The sequence below is a fragment of the Gordonia metallireducens genome (assembly GCF_021245825.1).
Classification (GTDB): Bacteria; Actinomycetota; Actinomycetes; order Mycobacteriales; family Mycobacteriaceae; genus Gordonia; species Gordonia namibiensis.
In genome coordinates this window covers 20784-41467 of record NZ_JAJQJP010000027.1, presented here as the reverse complement: position 1 = coordinate 41467, position 20684 = coordinate 20784, and the positions used below count along the sequence as shown (strand labels likewise).

20 protein-coding genes are annotated in these 20684 nt (G+C 68.2%); 10 read left to right on the top strand and 10 right to left on the bottom strand.

Features of this window, described 5'->3' with window-relative positions:
• Nucleotides 1–308: 308 nt before the first annotated feature.
• The 3 genes from LQD00_RS10835 to LQD00_RS10825 all read right to left on the bottom strand — a co-directional run bounded on the left by LQD00_RS10835 (nt 309) and on the right by LQD00_RS10825 (nt 2939).
• Nucleotides 309–1808 (bottom strand): aldehyde dehydrogenase, encoded by a 1500-nt coding sequence (locus tag LQD00_RS10835; protein WP_119031329.1) that lies wholly within the window; start codon nt 1806–1808, stop codon nt 309–311.
• Nucleotides 1809–1942: 134 nt separating this feature from the next.
• Nucleotides 1943–2578 carry an LON peptidase substrate-binding domain-containing protein gene (locus LQD00_RS10830; protein ID WP_232717139.1) on the bottom strand — a complete coding sequence of 212 codons (636 nt, stop codon included), beginning with the start codon at nt 2576–2578 and terminating at the stop codon, nt 1943–1945.
• A gap of 52 nt (nt 2579–2630) precedes the next feature.
• Nucleotides 2631–2939 carry an antibiotic biosynthesis monooxygenase family protein gene (locus tag LQD00_RS10825; protein ID WP_232717138.1) on the bottom strand — a complete coding sequence of 103 codons (309 nt, stop codon included), beginning with the start codon at nt 2937–2939 and terminating at the stop codon, nt 2631–2633.
• A gap of 83 nt (nt 2940–3022) precedes the next feature.
• On the opposite strand from LQD00_RS10825, the gene LQD00_RS10820 reads away from it, so the two are divergent.
• Nucleotides 3023–3859 carry an alpha/beta fold hydrolase gene (locus LQD00_RS10820; protein WP_119031332.1) on the top strand — a complete coding sequence of 279 codons (837 nt, stop codon included), beginning with the start codon at nt 3023–3025 and terminating at the stop codon, nt 3857–3859.
• Nucleotides 3860–3909: 50 nt separating this feature from the next.
• Here LQD00_RS10820 and LQD00_RS10815 read toward each other — a convergent pair whose 3' ends face one another.
• Both LQD00_RS10815 and LQD00_RS10810 read right to left on the bottom strand, forming a co-directional pair.
• Nucleotides 3910–4896 carry a DUF2189 domain-containing protein gene (locus LQD00_RS10815; RefSeq protein ID WP_119031333.1) on the bottom strand — a complete coding sequence of 329 codons (987 nt, stop codon included), beginning with the start codon at nt 4894–4896 and terminating at the stop codon, nt 3910–3912.
• 166 nt (nt 4897–5062) lie between these two features.
• On the bottom strand, nt 5063–5956 hold the full coding sequence (locus LQD00_RS10810; RefSeq protein ID WP_232717137.1) for an HhH-GPD family protein: 894 nt from the start codon (nt 5954–5956) through the stop codon (nt 5063–5065).
• Between LQD00_RS10810 and LQD00_RS10805 the strand changes: the two genes are divergently transcribed.
• Entirely contained in the window at nt 5955–6605 is a 651-nt protein-coding gene (locus tag LQD00_RS10805; protein ID WP_119031335.1) for a carbonic anhydrase, read from the top strand. The genes LQD00_RS10810 and LQD00_RS10805 overlap by 2 nt on opposite strands.
• Before the next feature lie 123 nt (nt 6606–6728).
• The gene (locus LQD00_RS10800; protein ID WP_232717136.1) at nt 6729–7496 is read left to right on the top strand and encodes a hypothetical protein; all 768 of its coding nucleotides are present in this window, start codon (nt 6729–6731) and stop codon (nt 7494–7496) included.
• Nucleotides 7497–7541: 45 nt separating this feature from the next.
• Here LQD00_RS10800 and disA read toward each other — a convergent pair whose 3' ends face one another.
• A complete protein-coding gene (gene disA, locus LQD00_RS10795) occupies nt 7542–8627 on the bottom strand; it encodes a DNA integrity scanning diadenylate cyclase DisA (protein WP_006865342.1) in 1086 nt (361 codons plus the stop codon).
• A gap of 104 nt (nt 8628–8731) precedes the next feature.
• Between disA and LQD00_RS10790 the strand changes: the two genes are divergently transcribed.
• On the top strand, nt 8732–9262 hold the full coding sequence (locus LQD00_RS10790) for a PaaI family thioesterase (protein WP_232717143.1): 531 nt from the start codon (nt 8732–8734) through the stop codon (nt 9260–9262).
• Between the two features lie 7 nt (nt 9263–9269).
• Here LQD00_RS10790 and radA read toward each other — a convergent pair whose 3' ends face one another.
• Together radA and LQD00_RS10780 are read right to left on the bottom strand one after the other, a co-directional pair.
• Entirely contained in the window at nt 9270–10649 is a 1380-nt protein-coding gene (gene radA / locus LQD00_RS10785; RefSeq protein WP_232717135.1) for a DNA repair protein RadA, read from the bottom strand.
• An 84-nt stretch (nt 10650–10733) separates the two neighbouring features.
• The gene (locus LQD00_RS10780; protein WP_232717140.1) at nt 10734–11444 is read right to left on the bottom strand and encodes a hypothetical protein; all 711 of its coding nucleotides are present in this window, start codon (nt 11442–11444) and stop codon (nt 10734–10736) included.
• A 323-nt stretch (nt 11445–11767) separates the two neighbouring features.
• Here LQD00_RS10780 and LQD00_RS10775 point away from each other — a divergent pair, with 323 nt between their 5' ends.
• Genes LQD00_RS10775 through ispF form a run of 3 tightly spaced genes read left to right on the top strand, consistent with a single transcriptional unit; the run spans nt 11768 to nt 13463 of the window.
• Nucleotides 11768–12256, top strand: coding sequence for a CarD family transcriptional regulator (locus LQD00_RS10775; protein WP_006358497.1), 489 nt, complete (start codon nt 11768–11770; stop codon nt 12254–12256).
• A gap of 29 nt (nt 12257–12285) precedes the next feature.
• Nucleotides 12286–13002 (top strand): 2-C-methyl-D-erythritol 4-phosphate cytidylyltransferase, encoded by a 717-nt coding sequence (ispD, locus tag LQD00_RS10770; protein ID WP_232717134.1) that lies wholly within the window; start codon nt 12286–12288, stop codon nt 13000–13002.
• The gene (ispF, locus tag LQD00_RS10765; protein WP_232717133.1) at nt 12999–13463 is read left to right on the top strand and encodes a 2-C-methyl-D-erythritol 2,4-cyclodiphosphate synthase; all 465 of its coding nucleotides are present in this window, start codon (nt 12999–13001) and stop codon (nt 13461–13463) included. The genes ispD and ispF overlap by 4 nt, the downstream gene beginning before the upstream one ends.
• A gap of 23 nt (nt 13464–13486) precedes the next feature.
• Here the strand turns inward: ispF and LQD00_RS10760 are convergent, their stop codons facing one another.
• Together LQD00_RS10760 and LQD00_RS10755 are read right to left on the bottom strand one after the other, a co-directional pair.
• Complete coding sequence (locus LQD00_RS10760; protein WP_232717132.1) at nt 13487–14722, bottom strand: glycosyltransferase; 1236 nt, start codon at nt 14720–14722, stop codon at nt 13487–13489.
• Entirely contained in the window at nt 14719–16071 is a 1353-nt protein-coding gene (locus LQD00_RS10755) for a non-ribosomal peptide synthetase (protein WP_232717131.1), read from the bottom strand. Before LQD00_RS10755 ends, LQD00_RS10760 begins: the two co-directional genes overlap by 4 nt.
• A gap of 680 nt (nt 16072–16751) precedes the next feature.
• Here LQD00_RS10755 and LQD00_RS10750 point away from each other — a divergent pair.
• The 3 genes from LQD00_RS10750 (at nt 16752) to LQD00_RS10740 (ending at nt 20682) form a co-directional block, all read left to right on the top strand.
• Nucleotides 16752–17654, top strand: a complete 903-nt coding sequence (locus LQD00_RS10750; RefSeq protein ID WP_232717130.1) for an alpha/beta hydrolase — start codon at nt 16752–16754, stop codon at nt 17652–17654.
• A gap of 167 nt (nt 17655–17821) precedes the next feature.
• Nucleotides 17822–19339 (top strand): condensation domain-containing protein, encoded by a 1518-nt coding sequence (locus tag LQD00_RS10745; protein ID WP_232717129.1) that lies wholly within the window; start codon nt 17822–17824, stop codon nt 19337–19339.
• Between the two features lie 11 nt (nt 19340–19350).
• A complete protein-coding gene (locus tag LQD00_RS10740) occupies nt 19351–20682 on the top strand; it encodes a condensation protein (protein ID WP_232717128.1) in 1332 nt (443 codons plus the stop codon).
• The last annotated feature ends 2 nt before the right edge of the window (nt 20683–20684 follow it).

Sequence of the window (20684 nt, the reverse complement as noted above, 5' to 3'; positions counted from 1 at the left end):
CCGCGCTTGAGCCTGAGCAGTCCCACCCGGCGCGACCCGAGCTCGGATGAAGGCTGTTGGGTACCAACCCGTTTGACCGCTAGGTAGAGCCCGCGCCAGGCACGACCCCGGCCGACCAACCACCACCAGCACCCGCACCCGGACCGCCCAACCAGGCCGCCCGGCAACACCCACACGCCCACACCCCACCACAGGACCCATTGACACAAACCCTCATAGGCTGCTCAGGCAGCGGTGAGCCGCCACAACGGAATCGGGGCCGGACGCTTGGCGTCCGGCCCCGGATTTCCCCTGTGAGAGGTGAGGGTCTAGTTGCTGGAGACCTCGTAGCCCATCGGCAGCATCGTCGACTTGTGCTCGAGGAAGGACTCCAGGCCTTCGCGGCCGTTCTCACGACCGATGCCGGAGTTCTTGTAACCGCCGAAGGGGGACTCGGGATCGATTGCGTACCAGTTGATCCCAAAGGTGCCCGTGCGGATCTTGGTGGAGATCTCGATACCGCGCTCGACGTCGTTGGTCCACACCGTGCCGGCGAGTCCGTAGTTGGAGTCGTTGGCGATGGCGATGGCCTCGTCGACGTCGTCGTAGGCGATGACCGACAGGACGGGTCCGAAGATCTCCTCCTGGGCGATGGCCATGTCGTTGGTGACGCCGGTGAAGATGGTCGGGGTGAGGAAGTAACCCGAGTCGAGGCCCGCGGGGCGTTCGCTCTCGAGAGCCGGTGTGGCACCGGCCTTCTTGCCGAGTTCGATGTACTCCTCGACCTTCTGGCGCTGCTTCTCGGTGATCAGCGGGCCGAGCTGGGCCTCGGGGTCCGACGGTAGTCCGACCTTCATGGCCTTCGCCGCGTCGACCATCGCCGCGACGATCTCGTCCTGACGGCTGCGCGGCACCAGGATTCGGGTCTGCGCGACGCAGGCCTGGCCGGTGTTGAACAGTCCGAGGAACGTCAGCATGAAGGCGTTCGCGGCGATGTCGACGTCGTCGAGGACGATGGCCGCCGACTTGCCGCCCAACTCGAGCGAGCAGCGCTTGAGGGTCTCGGCGCAGGCGGCGCCGATGGCCTTGCCCGCGGCGGTCGACCCGGTGAAGGTGATCTTGTCGACGTCGGGGTGGGCGACGAGGGCCTGACCGGTCTCGGTGCCGCCAGTGACCACCGAGATCGCCTCGGCGGGCACGCCGGCCTCGATGAACAGCTGGGCCACGTAATTACCGGTGAGCGGGGTCTCCGGGGCGGGCTTCAGCACCACCGAGCAGCCTGCGGCGAGTGCAGCGCCCATCTTGTTGCAGGTGATGAACAGCGGGACGTTCCAGGCGCAGATCGCGCCGACGACGCCGACCGGCTCGCGGGTGATGCGGGTGGTCCCGAACAGGCCGGTCCGGTACTCCTCCCACTGGTAGTCGCGGGCGGCGTTGGCGTAGGCGCGCAGCACGCCGGTGCCGGGCAGCTGCTGCAGGGTGGCGATGGCGCTCGGCGGTGCACCCATCTCGGCCGAGACCAGTGCGGTGATCTCGTCGCCGCGCTCGTCGATCAGGTCGGCGACCTTGGCGATGATGTCGGCGCGTCGAGCCGGGGGTGTCGAGCTCCACACTCCGGAGTCGAAGGCGGCGCGTGCGGCCTTGACCGCGGTGTCGACGTCGGTGGCGTCGGCGTGCGGCACCGAACCGACACGTTCCCCGGTGGCGGGGGAGAAGACCTCGAGGGTCTCACTGGAATGGGGATCGACCCATCGGCCGCCGATGAGCAACTGGGGTTGATCCCCGCCGCCGGTGACTGTTGCGGTGTGGGACTCCACGGTCTCGGTCATTACGCGTGTGCTCCTCAGGAGGACGGGTCCTTGCCGGTCAGCGGCGGATTTACCTCCGCACGCGGGCAAGTGTGAACTACGGCACACGCAATACTAGAACACGTTCTAACTTCGCCGCCAGGGGCGGCGGCGAATCAGCCCCGGCCGAAGGCCGCTCGGGCCTCCAGCCCTTCCATGACGTCCTCCAGCACGTCGAGCTGTCCGGCCGGGTCGGCGGCCTCGAGCAGGCGTTGCTGATCGTGCGGCTCGACCTGGAGTCGGTTGGCCCAGCGGTAGATCGGCGACACGTCCGCCATCAGGGGATCGGCGTCGATGATGTCGAGGGCGGCGAAGATCGTGTCGACGTCCTTGCCGGCGGCCTCGAGGGTCTGGCGCATGACGACGCGCAGGCGCTGGTCGATCGAGTGCAGCCGCTCGAGGTCGGCCTCGGCGGGCTCCGGTTCGGGGAGGACCTCGATCCGGGCACGGGGATAGGGATCGTCGGGCAGCCACTCGACGACCCGGAACCGACCGATGCCGGTGCCGGCCAGCAGTGCCCGTCCATCCGGGAGCCGATCGGTGACGTCCGCGAGCACCATCGTGCCGGCGTCGCAACGCACCTCGCCGCCACCCACCTCGGAACCGCGGGCGATCAGAACCACCCCGAATCGCACGACAGGTCTTCCGTCGGACTCCTCCATGAGGTCGTCGACCATCTGCCGGTAACGCGGCTCGAAGACGCGCAGCGGCAACTCGCCACCCGGCAGCAGGGCGGTGCCGAGCGGGAACATCGGCGAGACGAGCTGCTCACCGGCCGGGATGAACGGGCTCAGGGCTGCTCCGTCAGGCCTTGGGTCGCGCGTCGAGCACGACCTCGAACTCGAGCAGATCGGCACCTGACGCGACCGGCTTGGCCCGCTCCCCGGCATGCGCCTCCTTCGCCGGGCCGGATGCCCACGCCTGGAAGTCCTCCTCGGACTCCCACTGCGTCACGACGAAGTAGCGGTCGTCGCCCTTGACCGGACGCAGCAACTGGAACCCGAGGAATCCCTTGGAGCCGTCGAGCGAGTGGGCGCGGTTGGCGAACCGCTTCTCCAGCTCGGGTCCGGCGCCCTCGGGAACGGTGATTGCATTGATCTTCACAACAGCCATGTGTCCACCATAGGCGTTGCGGGGGCGGTCGTGACGGTGTTGCCCGACCCCGAAGGATCGTTCGGACGGATACAGTTTCGGCCATGTTCGACACCCACGCGATCGGCGAGATCGGGTTCCGCGACCATGGGGGTCCGGTGATCGTCGACGACGCCCGCGGGCCACTGGACCAGGGCACGACGGCTCGGCCGATCGTCCTGCTGCACGGGCTGATGGGGCGTGGGCGCACGTGGCGGCGACAGGTGCCGTGGCTGCGCCGGTACGGCCGGGTGTTCACCTACGACGCCGCCTTCCACACCGGCGCCGACGTCGAGGTTCCGGACAGCACAACAGAACTCGCCACCGAACGATTCGTTGCCGACCTCGCCGAGATCCTCACCTGGATCGACCGCGGACCGGCAGTCCTCGTCGGGCACTCGATGGGGGCGCTGCACGCCTGGTGCACCGCCGCGTCCTACCCGGAACTCGTGGCGGCGCTCGTACTCGAGGACATGGCACCCGACTTCCGCGGGCGGACCACCACCAACTGGACGCCCTGGTTCGAGTCCTGGCCCGAGCGTTTCGAATCCGTCGACGAGGCGGTCGCGATGTTCGGTCCGGTGGCCGGCCGGTACTTCTACGAGGCGTTCGACGACGGGCGGCTCCACGGCCGGATTCCGTTGTGGGGCGCGATCGCCGACGAGTGGGGCGTCCGCGACTTCTGGTCGGAGTGGACAGCGGTCGCGGTGCCGTCGCTGGTCATCGAAGCCGAGTACACGGTCACGCCGCCCGGCCAGATGCGCCGCATGTGCGAGGTCAACCAGCATGCGCAGTATCTACGCGTCGAGGGGGCCGGGCACCTCGTCCACGACGACGCACCACACGTGTATCGCGGTGCGGTGGAAGCGTTTCTGTCCGGACTCGACAGCTCGCAGAAATAGATCGGGGCGCACACGATGTCTCGTGCGCGCCCCGAAAGAATGGATCGAGATCAGGCGGGATCGGCGGGTGCGATCGGTGCGCCGTTGAGTCGACGCCAGCAGTGCACCAGGAACAGCTGGGCGACCGGGGCTGCCACGATCAGTCCGACGTAGCAGACGAGCACACCGACGAGGTTGATCGCGTAGGTGACCAGCAGTGCGATCAGCGAGTCGCCGACCTTCGACTTGGTCAACTCGAACGACGTCTTCATCGCGTTGATCGGCGAGAGTCCCTTGTCGATGGTCGCGACCACCGAGAACATCAGGAAGAACATCGCGACGAGACCCGGGATGATGCATAGCGCGTAGCCGATTCCGGTGATGATGCCGACCAGAATCGCGGTGCCGACGACCGGCCCGAACCGGATCGGGGTCAGGAACGACTTCGCGGTCACCGGTTCACCGTTCGCGACGCGGACCGCGCCCGAGATGATGCTCGCCTGAATGTAGAGCAGGCCCAGGATGAACACGATGTACACGAGGGCGAAGAGCACCGAGCCGCCGAAGCCCAGCGACGTCTCCTCGTAGTAGTAACCGTTCCCGTAGTCGACTCTCTCGGTGGTACCGAAGATCGCCACTGCGGAGAACCCCACCGCGATGAGGGCGGCGCCGAGCAGGAAGACCGCCAGACCCGGCAAGATCATGGCACCGACGTTGTTCTTGAACTTGTTGAAGGCCCAGGAGAACGCCTCGCCCACATCGACCTTGGTACCCGGGGCGCCGGGAGCGCCCGGGTACGCACCCGCGCTGCCGTACTGCGGTGCACCCGGGGGCGGCGGAGGCGGTGCCTGCCCGTACTGCGGCTGCCCGTAATCGGGCTGCTGGCCGTATTGCGGCGGCTGCTGTCCATAATCGGGCTGCCCGTACTGCGGCGGCTGCTGGCCGTACTGGGGCGGAGGCGGTGGCTGCTGCCCGTACTGGGGCGGCTGCTGCCCGGGTTGTCCACCCGGCTCATTCGGGTCCGACGGCGGGACAGGAGGATACGGCGGCTGACTCATGGATCGGGACATTAGCAACGATCCGGGTCCGGCGGGAGACTATGCCCGAACGATCAAATGACTGGGCACCGACCTTGGCACGAATCATGTGTCCCTGTGGGCGGAGTGTCTCGTCGAAGTCGGCGGCGTTACCGCGACCTGCGGTGACGCCGGTTGTCCGATGGCTTCAGCCCTCGCCTGCAAGGCAATAGCGCCCGTCGTTGGTGATCTCCACGAGCCCGTCGACGAGCAGCGAGTCGAGGGCACGGTCGCGTTGGGCGGTGTCGCTCGTCCACACCACATCGAGCTTCGCCCGTTCCACTGAACCGGTGGTGCCGCGCAGTACGTCGAGAAGGAGGCCGCGGACCTGGCGGTCGGTGCCGGCGAACTTCTGGGTCTTCCGCGGCGGGCCGGTGTGTGCGGGACGGCCGAGTCGTACCCAGGTGCAGTCCACGAGAGGACAGTTGTCGCACTTGGGGTTTCGGGCTGTGCAGACGAGCGCGCCCAATTCCATGAGGGCCGCGGAGAATCTCGGCGCGTTGGGTGCGAAGCCCGCGTCGGCGGCGCGGGGGAGGAGTCCCTCGGCGTCGTCGAGGTCCCGTCGCGAGGGGTTGCCCGGCTGTTCCCGGCCGTGCACCGCCCGCGCGATGACGCGGCGGACGTTGGTGTCGACGACAGGAACCGCCTGGCCGTAGGCGAAGCAGGCGACCGCCCGTGCGGTGTAGTCGCCGATGCCGGGCAGGGTCAGCATCGTCGCGACGTCCTCGGGCACGCGGTCGTCGTGGTCGCGCGCGAGGACCTTCGAGCATTCGTGGAGACGGAGGGCTCGGCGTGGATAGCCGAGTTTGCCCCAGGCGCGCAGCACCTCGCCCGCGGACTCGGCGGCCATTGCCGACGGCACCGGCCAGCGCTCGACCCACACCCGCCACGGCTCAATCACCCGGGACACCGGGGTCTGCTGGAGCATGATCTCGCTGATGAGGATCTGCCACCCGGTGCACGACGGATCTCGCCAAGGCAGGTCACGTTCGTGGGTATCGAACCAACCGAGCAAAGCGCCTGGTGGCACACTATTGATCATGATCGGAATGACACCACGTCAGGCCTGGCGCGTTCTGCGCGACGGCAACGACCGATTCGTCACTGGCGAGTCCCAACATCCCAGTCAGGGTATCGAGGACCGCGAGCGACTCGTCGGAGGGCAGCATCCCCACGTGGTGCTGTTCGGCTGCGCGGACTCCCGCCTGGCCGCCGAGATCATCTTCGACCAGGGGCTCGGCGACATGTTCGTCGTCCGAACCGCAGGCCACGTCATCGATTCGGCTGTTCTCGGCTCGCTCGAGTACGCCGTCGAGGTGCTCGAGGTCCCGCTGATCGTGCTCCTCGGCCATGACAGCTGCGGCGCGGTCAAGGCGACCCTCGACGCTCTCGACGACCTGCAGATCCCGGGTGGCTACATCCGCGACGTCGTCGAGCGCGTGACGCCGTCCATCCTCGCCGGACGCAGTGAGGGACTGTCGCGCGTCGACGAGTTCGAGGCGCGTCACGTCGTGGAGACCGGTCGCCTGCTGATGCAGCGCAGCCGCATCATCGCAGACCGCATCGCCACCGGGAAGCTCGCGATCGTCGGCCTGACCTACAAGCTCAGCGACGGCCGGGTGAACCTGGAATCCGTCTACGGCGACATCGGCGAGAAGCCGTCACACACCGCGCAGGCCGAGACCGCCTGAGCCGCAACCGGCCCCGAGCCTGAAGGCGAACTCTAGACTTTGCCTGCTCGGGGCCGTTTTTCGGCCGCGACACGCCGCACGTGATCAACCGGAAGTCAAGATCCGGCCGTTAGCGTTGTGGACGTGATCGAACCCCAGGGCCCGCTGCCACCCGAGATCTACTGGCGACGACGCGTCGTCGCCGGGGGTGGCGCGCTGGTCGTCGTGGGGTTGGTCGTCGCTCTCATCGTGTGGATGACCTCCGGTGGGGACGCGCCGCAGAACACCGCGGCCACCTCGTCGGTGCCCAGCAGTGCGGCGCCGTTGTCGGAGTCGGCGCCCCTGTCGTCCGAGCCGCCCGCCGCCGGCAACGCCGGTGCGGGTGGTGGTCCGGGTGGTAACGCTCCCGCCGGTGCCGGAGCCCCGGGCGGAGCGTCCGCGTCGGCGTCACCCCCGGAATCGGCGAGCCCCGCAGGCGTGCCCGGTGGGCCTCCTGGCCCCAACCTCTGCCCGGATCAGGCGATCTCGGTGGTCCTCTACACCGACAAACCGACGTACACGATCGGTCAGCAACCGGTCTTCACGATCGTCACCACGAACGCCGGCCTGTCCGACTGCACCCGCGACGTGGGCAAGGCCGCCCAGAACGTGATCGTGCGGACGCTCGACGGGTCGCGCACACTGTGGTCGGCGCGGGACTGTTCGCCGATCGACACCGTGAACAACGTGGTCCTCAAGCCCGCACAGCAGGTCAAGGACACGATCACTTGGTCGGGCACCACGAGCAGCCCCGGGTGTGAACGCCCGCGGACCCAGGTCCCCGCCGGTTCCTACTCGGCGATCGGCAAGATCGGCGAGCGCGAGTCGTTCCCGATCACCTTCAACGTGGTCGCACCGGCGCAAGAACCCTGATCGACGGAGAAACCTGATCGTCTGGAGCCCCGATTCGTCGGGGCTCTAGTCGTATCGCTCGATACTGGTCTCCGCGAGCCGCGACAGGCCCTCGCGGATGTGCCGCGCCCAGATGCTGCCGATGCCCTCCACCGCCTGCAGGTCGGCCGAGGTGCTGGCGAGCAGCGCCTGCAGCGTGCCGAAGCTGCGGACCAGGCGGTCCACGTGCGCGAACTGCAGACGGGATATACGTGCGAGCAGGCGGTAGCCGCGCGGACTCATGGCGTTGTCCTGGGCGTCGATCGTCGTCGGGTAGCCGAAGGCGCCGGCGAGCTGGGTGAGGTCGAGGAGATCGGCGTCGCTGAGTCCCTCGATCACCTCGAGCGCCTGCCGCACGTCCTCGGCGGTGGCCGGTTCGGGGCTGGCGTAGTAGTCGCGGACGAGGAGTTCGCGCATCGTGTCGTTGTCGCTGATGAGCTCCTCGAGCTGCAGGCTCACCTGCCGGCCGTTGGTGCCGAGTTCGAGGACGTACTCCTCGATCTCCACCGACACACGGCGCACCATCTCCATGCGCTGCGCGGTCGACATGGCGTCGCGCAGCAGTACGTAGTCCTCGATCTCGGCGCGCGACAGCGCGGCGATCACCTCGTCCAGGCGTGCCTTGTAGCGTTCCAGGGTCGCCAGGGCGACGTTCGCGCGCGACAGGATGGGGTCGGGGCTCTCGACGACCCGACGCGCGCCGTCGACGTAGACGCTGACGATCGACATCGAGGCACTGACCGAGATGACCGGATGCCCGGTCTGGATCGCGGTGCGCTCGGCGTTGCGATGCCGCGTGCCCGATTCCTCGGTGGGGATCGACGGGTCCGGTACGAGCTGGACGTTGGCGCGCACGATGCGCTTGCCGTCGGTGGACAGGACGACCGCGCCGTCCATCTTGGCGAGCTCGCGCAGCCGCGTGGGGGCGAACTCGACGTCGAGGTGGAAACCGCCGTCGCAGATCTTCTCGACGTCGGAGTCGTGCCCGAGCACGATCAGGGCGCCCGTACCGCCGCGCAGGATCCGCTCCAGGCCGTCGCGCAGCGGGGTGCCCGGTGCGACGCGCGCCAACGTCTCACGCGTGAGCTCGGACTTCACCACTTCGGCAACCATGTCTCCCCTTCGGCACCGGGCACTCCCGGGCGGACGACGCCCGTCGAAGCAGGTCGTCACAACGGTGACTAGGGTACCGGGATGTGAAGAGCAGCAGTTTTGTGGTGCCCGACGAGCTCGACGTGCTCGAGCGCCACCCGAAGACCTCCGCGCCGGGCGAACTCATGCGCCCGCACAACATGGTGTGCTTCGGTTGCGGGCCAGAATCCCCGCACGGCCTACACCTCCAGATCTACGCGGGCGAGGGCTTCAGCGTCGACGCGGAGATGCCCGTCCAGCACTGGATGGAGGGCGGGCCGGGCGTGATCCACGGCGGCATCCTGTCCAGTGCGTTCGACGACGTCATGGGTATGACGCCGCGGCTGATCGGTCCGGCGGCGGTGACCGTGCACCTCCAGGTCGATTTCCTCCAGCCCATCCCGGTGGGCAGGACACTGCACCTGCATGCCGAGATCCTGGGCAAGCAGCGACGCAAGATCTACGTCGAAGGTGTTGCGCACCTTGGTGATCCGGAGCGGCCGGTGGCGCGTGCGAACGGACTGTTCGTCCAGATCGACGTCCGGGAGCACTTCGCCGACCACATCGAGAACAGCGCGAAGGCGGCAGAGTACCTGGGCGGCAAACCTCAGCTCTGAGGCCCGCTCAGAACGGCGCGTCCACCGGGTCGGAATCACGAAGGTGGACGGCGTCGCCGAGGTTGGCGACCCGGAGGATGCGGATGCCCTTCGGTAGTTCCTCGTCGGTGGCCGCCGGGATGATCGCCTCGCGGAAGCCGAGTCGCTTGGCCTCCGCCAGGCGTCGTGCGACCGCCGAGACCCGACGGATCTCGCCGCCGAGCCCCACCTCGCCGATCACGACGGTCGACTGCGGGACCGGACGCTGGGTCAGGGTCGAGTAGACCGACAGCGCGATGGCGAGGTCGGCGGCGGGTTCGGTCACGCGCATGCCGCCGACCGTCGACAGGTAGACCTCGGACTTGCCCAACTCCTTGCGGCCGGCGCGCGCCTGCAGGACGGCGAGGACCATCGCCACCCGGTTGAAGTCGAGACCGGACACCGCACGACGGGGGTTGGACATCTCGGTCCCGTTGGCGAGCGCCTGGACCTCGCCGACGAGGGCCCGTTTGCCGTCCATCGTCACCATCGTGACGCTGCCGCTGACGTCCGAATCCCGTTGGTGCAGGAAGATTCCCGATGGATCGGGCACCTGGTGGATGCCGTCGTCGCGCTGTTCGAAACAGCCCACCTCGTCGGCGGCGCCGAACCGGTTCTTCACGCCCCGGACCATCCGCAGCGTCGAATGCTTGTCGCCCTCGAAGGCGAGGACGACGTCGACGAGGTGCTCGAGCGAGCGAGGGCCCGCGACGGCGCCCTCCTTGGTCACGTGGCCGACCAGGATCACCGCGATGCCACGATTCTTGGCCAGCGAGACCAGCGCGGTGGTGACGGCGCGGATCTGGGTCACGCCGCCGGTGACGCCGTCGGCGCCGGATGCGACCACGGTCTGCACCGAGTCGATGATCATCAGCGACGGTCGCACGGTGTCGACGTGGCCGAGAATGGTCGCCAGATCGGTCTCTGCGGCCAGGTAGACGTTGGGGTGCACCGCGCCGGTGCGTTCGGCGCGCATGCGTACCTGGCCGGCCGATTCCTCGCCGGTGATGTACAGCGCGACGCGATCCTTGGCCGCCCAGTGCTTGACGGTCTCGAGGAGCAGCGTCGACTTGCCGACGCCGGGTTCACCGGCGAGCAGGATGACCGATCCCGGGACGACGCCGCGGCCGAGGACGCGGTCGAGTTCGCCGATGCCCGTCGGCACCGCTGCCGAGGACTCCGCGTCGACCTCGGTGATACGCAGGGCCGGGCTCGACGGTGCCACCGCGGCGGTTGTCCGGGAGGACGTGGGGGTGCCGGCGACCTCGTCGATCGATCCCCATTCACCGCATTCGGGGCAGCGGCCGACCCACTTGGCGACCTGATGGCCGCATCCGGTGCAGCGATACGAGGATTTGGGTTTTGCCACCCGGTCAGCCTAGGCGGATGTACCGACAGAACAGACGAGGCCCGGCGGATGCCAGGCCTCGTCTGCGTGTCTCGAAGGGTGGGGTCAGTGCCCGCCGCCCTCTTCGTGTCCGGCTTCGGGGGAGCCGCCCTCGGACTCGCCGTGGTCGCCCTCGCCGTGGTGCTGGTTGTAGAACGTCGGCTCCGCGTTGCGGGCGACGTCCTGGCGCTCGAGATCGGCGCCGGCATCGACCGGGGTCTGCACGGTGGTCTCACCGGCCGGGACCCACGAGCCGTTGCCCTCGCGCTTCTCGAAGACGAAGGTCAGGTCGGTGGTCAGACCGGCGGCGACGGTGTCGCCCGCGTCGGTCAGCTCGGCGGTGACCGTCTTCTCGCTGTCGCGGACGGAGCCGACGGGCGTGCCGCTGCTGAGAGCCTGCCCCGGCGCGATGACGCGAGCCGCGGAGTCACTGCCCTCGACGAACTCGACCGAACCCTTCTCGGGCTTGATCTCCTTCAGGCGGTAGTAGACGGTCTGATCGGCGTTCGCGACGACGAACGCGAGTTCGAAGGGGCCGCCGTTGCCGAAGACGGTCGGTGCGTCCTTCTCCGGGTAGAGGATCTGCACGTCGCGCAGCTGCAGCGCGTCGATGTTGACGTTCGCGCCGTTGACCGCAGGCAGCTGGTTGGCGGTCTGCGCGATCTGGCCCGCACCGCAACCGGTGGTGCCCAGGGCAACGGCGATGCCGATCGTGGCTGCCGCGGTGGCCAGACGAGATGGCCGAACCGCCGACCGCCGTGCGGATAGTGGAAGCACTGACACCCGATCCTCCCAGGTCAAACGAAGTCGAATTGCAGCGCGCGAAACCCTGCACTACGCAGCGTAGTGGGCGCCGTCCGGAAAAGTCCGCCCGGGTGCCCGATTCGTGTCTGCGAGGGCATGTTCCGGGCATCGGCGGAGGGGCCTCGGCGGGCCTCGTCCGGGTGGTGTTGCGTGACGCCGAACACGCTGCTACGGCACCCCCCGCCACCTCGGAAGAGGCAGTACTGGAACCGGTTCACCGCGTTGACCTGCACCGTTGGGTGGGGCCCTCGGAACGCCCGTGCTAGACTGGGTTCACTCGAAAGGGGCAAGGAACATTGAATTTCAAAGTTGGCGACACCGTCGTTTACCCCCATCACGGTGCTGCTCGGGTCGAAGACATCGTTACCCGGACCATCAAGGGTGAGCAGATCGAATACCTTGTTCTCAAGGTTGCCGACGGTGACATGACCGTTCAGATTCCCTCGACGAAGTTGGAATACGTGGGCGTCCGCGACGTGGTCGGGCAAGAGGGTCTCGACCAGGTATTCCAGGTGCTGCGGGCCCCGCACACCGAAGAGCCGACCAACTGGGCGCGGCGATTCAAGGCGAACCAGGAGAAGCTCATCTCCGGCGACATCATCAAGGTCGCCGAGATCGTGCGCGACCTCTGGCGTCGCGAGCAGGACCGTGGACTCTCGGCCGGTGAGAAGCGCATGCTGACCCGTGCCCGCCGAGTCCTCGTGGACGAACTGTCGCTCGCGCAGAACACCGATGACGAGAAGGCCACCATCATCCTGGACGAGGTCCTCGCGGCCGCCTCCTGACATCGGTTCGTACCTGATCAGGTAGAACATTGACCACTTCGCCGGAGGATTCCGGCGCAGAAGTCTGCGTCATCATCCCGGCTGCCGGGTCGGGAACCCGACTCGGCGAGCCGGTCCCGAAGGCGTTCGTCGACCTCGGTGGCGCGACGATCATCGAGCGCTGCGTCGACAACATACCCGACTCGCTCGGGGCGTCCATCGTCGTCGTGGTGCCGACCGACCTCGTGGAGCATGCTCGAGAGCTGCTCCCCGGGGTCGTTGTCGTGTCCGGCGGTGCTCACCGATCCGATTCGGTGCGTGCTGGGATCGCCGCGGCCGGCACCGCCCGGATCCTGCTCGTGCACGATGCGGCACGGCCCCTGACGCCCGCTCACGTCTTCACGAGCGTGGTCGAGGCCGTCGCCGCCGGCCATCCTGCCGTGGTCCCCGGAGTCCCGGTCGTCGACACCCTCAAGCAGGTCACTTCGGATGCCAGCGGACTCGAACTCGTCGCCCGCACCGTCGACCGCGAAGAACTCCGCGCGGTACAGACCCCGCAGGGCTTCACCCGCGACGCCCTCCTGCGCGCGCATTCCGACGATTCCGGTCTCGCAACCGACGACGCCGGCCTCGCCGAACGCTGCGGAATCCCCGTCCACATCGTCCCGGGAGACCCTCTCGCCATGAAGATCACCACACCGTGGGACCTCCGCATCATCCGCGACGTCGTCCGTGAATCCGCGGCCGACGCCGAGGCCCGGTCATGAGGGTCGGGATCGGCACCGACGCGCATCGCATCGACCCGTCAGCGGATTGCTGGATGGTCGGCCTGCACTTTCCCGACGAGCCCGGCTGCGAGGGTCACTCCGACGGTGACGTCGGCGCACACGCCCTGTGCGATGCGGTGCTCTCGGCCGCCGGACTCGGCGACGTCGGCTCGGTGTTCGGCACCGGGCGACCCGAGTGGGAAGGCGTCTCCGGTGTCGCGATGCTCACCCATGTGGCCGAGCTGATCGCCGCCGAGGGACTTCGCGTCGTGAACGCGGCCGTGCAGGTCATCGGTAACCGACCCAAGATCGGACCCCGTCGCACCGAGGCCCAGGACGTGTTGTCGGCGGCGGTCGGCGGGCCCGTCTCCGTATCGGCGACCACCACCGACGGTCTGGGCATGACCGGACGCGGCGAGGGGATCGCGGCGGTCGCCACCGCCCTGCTCGACGACGCCTGAGGCGCCGTTCGACGACGCCCCGGTCAGCGCGCGGCGGCGTCCAGCAGGATGTCGCAGGCACGGTCGACGGCCTCGGACGGCGGGGTGAGTTCCGTACTCAGACGCGCGGCCGCGGCCGCCACTGCCGGATCCGTGAGCGGATCGAGATCGGATGGTCCGAACCGGGCCAGCTTGTTGCCGGAACCGGCACCCTTGCGTCGGAGCGCCGCGGCCCACATCGGTTGATCCGCACTGAGCCAGGCGATCACCGACGGGATGCCTGCGCGGGTAACCGCTGCCGTGGTGCCGGCGCCGCCGTGATGAACCGCGCCGCGGCATTGCGGGAGCAGGGTCTCGTGGTTGACCGGCTGGGTGAGGTGCAGAAGCCGATCGTGCTGGGGGAGTTCGTGATCGGTGTGTCCGATGACCCGCAGGCCGCGGTCGAGAAGCGAGCTCACGATGCCGCCGATCTGCTCGGCGGTGATCTTCATGCTGCCGAAGCCGACGTAGACGGGCGCCTCGTCGGTGGTCGCCCATTCGACCGCACGGGAGGTCGCGTCGTCGCCGTTCGACAGTGCGGCACGAGTGTCGTTGTCCGGCAACAGGAATCCCACGAGTGGTCGCTGCGGACCCCAGTCGTTCTCGAGACCGGGGAACAGAGCGGCGTCGTAGGCCTGGATCTCGGGGACCCCCCGCTTCCGAAGTCGGCTTCCCAGAGGGCCTTTCACCGATGGGAGGCCGAGTTCGGTGCGTAGCCGCCGGTCGGCAGCACGCAGCGTGAGCCAGTAGGTCTGGTCGGCGAGGTGCCACATCGCCCGCGAGACCGGACGTGGGTACTCGCGATAGCCGACGCCGAGGCTGGTGTTGGGCCGTAACGGGCAGTAGTGCAACGGGACGAAAGTGGCTCCATGGATCTGGGCGATCGCATCTGCGCGGTCCTGTGCCAGCGGCCCGGTGACCAGGAGCTCGCAGGACCGGGCGAGTTCGCCCATCACCTGTTCCGATGTATCGCGGCCGTGATCCGAGATCTCACGCAGTGCTTCGAGCCGCACCTTCGGGTTGCGCGATTTGAGACGCTGTTTGACCAGCGGGCTGGATAATAGCTCCGCGGTGGACGGCGCGAGGCTCTCCGTGTGCAATCCTGCCGCGGCAGGCAGGTGCACCAGGTCCTCGGTCACCGCGAACCTGATCTCGTGTCCACGACGGGCCAATTCTGCCCCGACCGCGATCGCCGGCTGGATGTCTCCTCGGCTGCCGTGGACGGTGAAGCCGATTCTCATGCGCCCCAGTCTCTTCCGCTGAGACCCCAGGCGGCGAGCTCATCGACGACCAACGTGCGAACAGCCTCGGGATCGGGAAGGCGAACCGGATCGAGCGAGCTGACGCTCAGCATCACCTCGTCGCCGTTGATTCCGAGCCAACCGCTGACTCCACCCTTGGTGTCTTTCAACCGGGTGAGGTCATCTGCCGCGGTGAACGCACGGACGGCTATCTCGGATCGCACGCCCGTGCCGAGCGTGACGACGTCATCGGGGAACGGGCCGAAATTCGATGCCAGGCACAGCGGGTTCGTCGCATTCGCCGCGTGACGCCGGGCGATCGGATTCGGGAGTGCCTGGACGATGACGTTTCGATTGGCGACTGCGCCCGGCGTGACCGACATCCGGCCGTACGCCTCCTTGCACGCTATGCGGATGTCGGTCAGGTCGTCATAGCGGTCAGGGGAGGCCCCGACGAAAGCCCGCGCGCCAGAAGTGGCATTGGCACGCCGGTCATTGCCTTCGCGTGTCGAGACCGGCAAGGACACGGGGACGACGTCTCCGTCCGAGACCCGACCGCAGCGCTCGAGTATGCCGACCATGATGGCGGCGAACAGGCTGTTGTCGGTGCCACCACGTGAGCTTGCTGCCGCCGAGTAGTCGGCGAGTGGGATGAGCACGGTGACGTTCGGAGTGGCCTGCGCGGTGGAGGGGTCGGTGTCGGGGGCGGGTTCTCCGGTGATCCGCTCCGGCGTCATCGTCGGTGCGGTGCCCTCGCGCCAGACGCGATACGCAGTCCTGCCCGCCTTCCACAGCAGGTCCGCCGCATCGACCACGTTGTGGACGATCCCGGGTGCGACTCCTGGCGTGAACTCGACGCCGTGGACTGCCTCTATGACAGCGACGGTTCCGGACCCTCCGTCGGCGATGACGTGTGCGATCGTCAGCGAGGCCAACACGGCTGAGCCGTCGGCCGTGCGGGCAACGGTGAACCGCCACGCTGGGCCGTTCACGACGTCGAGGGGAATGTAGGCCTGCGCTCGTGCCCAACTCTCGGCCCCGCCCTCGACGACGGGTTCGGCCTGGACGGTCACGGACCCCGCCTCGGGGGTGTAGCGCCAGTACGCGCGGCCGGGTCCGCGGTGACGGGCGACCAGCCGGCTCAGCCGGCCAGCGAGCATCCGCTCCGCGACGGAGGCGATCGCCTCGACGTCGACGGAGCCGGGGAATCGCCACACCGTCTGCATGATCACGGGGAGACCGAGGATTGCGTCCAGCTTCACGAAGAGGTCGTCGTCCGCGGTTAGCCAGTCGACGGGCGCGCGGGCGGAGACGTCGGGCGTGTTGCCGACGGGGGATGCGGGGTTCAAGACTGCACCTGCCGTTCGTCGAGAGTGATTTTCTGCACAAGTCGCCGCTCCGACGGGCTTCTGCCGCAGCTCGCCATGATGTGCGCTGTGTCACATGAGGTTTCCAAGTGTGCGCCTCCCGAGGTCCTCGTCCGCCGCCGCCGTTCTGATGCCTCGAGCGGCCGTGGCCGTCGGACCGGCGCGGGCTGTGTCGACGTGGGCCGAACGGTATGGCGTGCGCAACTGCGGATTCGGTGCTTGTGTTTGATCCCGGACACCCTGATCCGTGTTCGGTGGCGTCGAGACCGTGCAAACCATACCCGAGGTACCGGTGGCGTCTACGGGTCTCCGAGGTGGGCCCCTTCGGTGGCGGTGGCATCCTCAAAAACGGCCATATCATGGATCTTTAAGGGTTGCCTTGCTGACGCGCAATTCGTACGCCGAACTATCCAATCGGATGAATTCGGGTTACTGTCGTGACCAATGTGGACCGGCCCCGGCTATCCGGGAGACCGGCGGATCTGGTCAGTTGACTGCCAATCTCGAAATTCGGAGGACACGACGATATGACGGGTGCTGCCCGCCGGAACACGTATCGCCGTGTCGGAACGCGTGCCAGGGGTGTGCTCGCGACCGTGGTGTGTGCCGCGATCGCACTCTCAGGTCTTGCCGGGACCGTGTCGGCTGGTAGCGCGAGCGCGATGCCCGGCGGATCGGTCATCGAGCGAGTGGTGCCCGAGGGGCCGAATCTGCATGCCGTGTACGTGCACTCCGCGTCCATGGGCAAGACCATCAAGGTCCAGGTCCTGACCCCGCGCACCGACACCGGCCCGCGGCCGTCCCTGTACCTTTTGGGTGGCCTCAACGAACAGGATCCGAACAACAGCGTCTGGAAGCTGAAGACGGACCTCGGCGGTTTCTATGCCGACAAGAACGTCAACGTGGTCATGCCCATCGCGGGTGACGGCAGCTTCTACACGGACTGGCAGCGCGACGATCCGAGGCTCGGCCGCTACAAGTGGGAGACGTTCCTGACCCGTGAACTGCCGCCGCTGATCGACACGCGGTTCTCCGGGAACGGTGCGCGAGGTGTCGCGGGACTTTCGATGGGTGCCGGTGCGGCGCTCGTTCTGGCCGCCCGTAATCCGGGCTTCTACGATGCGGTGGCCGCGTACAGCGGATGCTTCACCACGACGGGACCGGCCGGCCAGGCCTACCCTCGAGGCATCGTCGCCGCGTTCGGCGGTGACGCCAACAACATGTGGGGCGCGCCGAACGACCCGGATTGGGCTGCGCACGATGTGCTCGCCCAGGCGGGGAACCTCCGCGGCTCCGCCGTCTACGTCTCCACCGGGACGGGTCGCTCCGGAAAGTACGATGCCCCGGGCTACCCGGGCAACGAGAACCCCATGGACCGACAGATCGTCGGCGGCGTGATCGAGGTCGGCTCGATGTGGTGCACCCAGCAGCTGCAGTCCAGACTCGCGGCTGCCGGTGTCCCGGCCACCATCCGCTACGTCGACCCGGGCACACATTCGTGGCCGTACTGGGTTGACCAACAGCGGGAGTCGTGGCCCACGCTCCGACGCGGACTGGGGTTGTGACCATGGCGAGACAACCGGGGGCACAGCAGTTCTCAGCGTCGAGGACGCGTGCCCGGGTCGATTTCGATCGACAACACCGCTAGCGCAACGCAGCGCCGAGGCCTCAGGGGAGGGGCCCAAAGACCATCAATCGGGGGCCGACACGTGTCTCAGCACTGGAGGTTTCGATGGAATACACCGAACTGAATGATTATGCGATGCCCGGCGGCACGGTGACCGCGTGGGAGCCGGCGGTCGAGGCATCGGAATGGCAGACCGACTCGCGGCAGCTGTCGTACATGCACCTCGAGCACGCCCGGCGCGCGGTTCGCGAGAGCGACGACTGGTACAGCCAGTGGATCGGGACGGCGTTCCGCATCCAGCGCCCCCTCGACCGGGAAGCGTTCTCGCGCACCCTCGTCGCGTGGCACCGACGGCACGAGGCGTTCCGAACCTCGGTCCGTGTCCACGACGCCGGACACCCGCAGGGCGACCTGACCCGCATCACCGTCGCAGCCGACGCGATCTCGGTGCGCGAGCGGGCCTTCGGAGCGGATCTGGAACCCGCCGAGGTCTCCGAACTCGTCACCGAGTACTTCGACACCACCGTCACCCCGCTGGCGTGGCCCCACTGCATCGCGGTGACGGTCGAGACGCCCGGCGACGACGAGGGTTTTTTGGTCGTGTTCGCGGCCGACCACACGGTGATGGACGCCTACACCCAGGTGTTCGCGATCCGCGAGCTGACCGCGCTGTACCTCGCCGAGCTCACCGGCGATCCGCACGGCCTCGCCGCCTTCGGCAGCTACCTGGACTTCAGCGACGCCGAGCGCCGCCTCGGTGAGCAGATCGACGCCAACAACGCCGCGGTCAGCCAGTGGCGAGCCTTCTTCGACGACACCACCACCGCTGTTCAGCCGGAGCCGATCCCGCGCTTCCCGCAGTTCGCCGTTCCCGATGACGCGCCGCGCACGATCACCGCGCAGCGGGTCCCGGACGAGGGCTTCCAGACGACGCTGTCGCACTGGTTGCTCGATCCCGCCGAGACCAAGCGGTTCGACGCGATCTGCAAGGCGGCCGGGTCGTCGATGACCGCCGGCATCTACACCGCGCTGTCGATGACGTCGGCGGCCCTGACCGGTTCCGCGGATCTGCGTTTCATCAGTCCGGTCCACACTCGCAACTCGATCGAGTGGGGTGAGGCCGTGGGCTGGTTCGTCGGCATCATCCCGGTGGCCGTGCGCCCGGGCCGGCCGCTGAAGTTCACCGACGCGCTGACCGCCGTCGGGGCCACCTCGGCCCAGTACAAGGACGTGGGCGGTGCCCCGTTCGCGCCGGTCGCCGAGCTCATCGGCGGGGACGTCACGCCGCCGGGGTTCGTGGTGTCCTACATCGACCTCCGCCACGCCGAGGGATCGGCCGAGTGGGAGCCGCGCGCGGCACGCGTGCTGCGCAGCGCGACCCGCGACGCCGACGAGGTCTACTTCTGGATCAACCGCATCCCCACCGGTGTCAACGTATCCGCGCGCTTCCCGGCCGAGGACGCGCCCGCGGTCGAGACCTTCCTCTCCGTTTTCCACGCGATCCTCCAACGGATCGTCGCCGACGGTGACTGCGAGTACACCTATCGGTTCGGTGCCTCGACCGGCGTCGAAGCCATCGACGCGGTGCTCGTCGGTGGCGAGTCGGGCGTGCGGAACAGCTAGGCAGGTCTGCGATGAAGCTCTCGAGTTCCGAATCGTGGGAGGTCGAGCCGGGTGAACTGGTGTGCTGGCGCGCCGTGCCGGGTGGCGCCGCCGCGCGGTCGAGCGCGCCGGTGTCGGAGAACGAGCGATTCCACCTGGCGTCGCTCGCCTCGGGGCAGCCGGGCTGGATGGCGCTGACCCTCGACTTCCCCGAACGGATCGACGCCGACGTGCTCGGCGAGGTGGTCGGGACGGTCATCGCCCGCCATGACGCGCTGCGCAGCCACTATGTGCAGGCCGAGGACGGGGTCACCCGATTGGTACATCCAGGCGTCGACGTCAAGGAGGAGTTCCGCGAGACCGCCGAGGGGCTCTCGTCACAGGCATTCGCCGCGAAGCTCATCGAGTCCATCGGCGCAACCTGCGACCCCTTCGAACCGATGCCGCATTTCCTGGCGGCGGTCACGCGTGCCGGCGGGACGACGCTCATCTGCGCTTTCGACCACTGCTATGTCGACGCCCGCTCGCTGGCGGTCGTGTCGACCGAGATCTGTGAACTGCTCGCGGGTCGCGAGCTGAAGCCTGCGGAGTCGGGGCTCGCGGCCCTGAGCGTCGTCGCCGAGGGGGAGGCGTCGGTGACCGCCGACGACCCCCGCCTGGGCGCCTGGGGGCAGTTCCTCGCCGCTACCGGCTGGACGGTGCCCGAGTTCCCACTCGACCTCGGCGTCGCCATGGGCGACAGCCTGCCCGTGCACACGATGGTCCGGACGCTGCTGTCCGGCGACGACGCCGCGACCTTCAGCTCGACGGTCCACCGTCGCGGTGCGCGCACCTATCCGGCCGTCCTCACCTGTGCGGCTATGGCCGTCCACGCAGCCGGCGGACCCGACGAGATCGCGACCGTGGTGCCCACCGGCGCCGGGGCGGGACCGGGTTGTGTGAGCTGGTCGGTGGGCAACGCCCCGCTGCGGATCAATGCGACCGGAGACCTGTACGCCGCCATGTACCGGAACACCCGGCGTCTCTCGGCTGCACTGCCCCTGGCCGAGATCGGGTTGACGCCGGTGTATGCGGCCTTCGGTGATCGTCTGCGCCCCGGTCGCAGCGACGTCTTCATGATGTCCTACGTCGACTACACGCGGCTGCCCATGCCGCGCGGGGACGTCGACGTGCGGCAGATCTCGAGTCAGAAGCCGACCGACACGGCACAGTGGTGGTTCTGGCGCGACCGTGACGGCATCCATGTCCGGGTGCGGCACCCGCACACCGAACGGGCCGTGGCGGTCCTCGGGGACACGCTCGACACGATGCAGGCGCTCCTCGACTCGGTTCTCGACCCGGTGCTCGCCGCCGACGCGGGCTGATG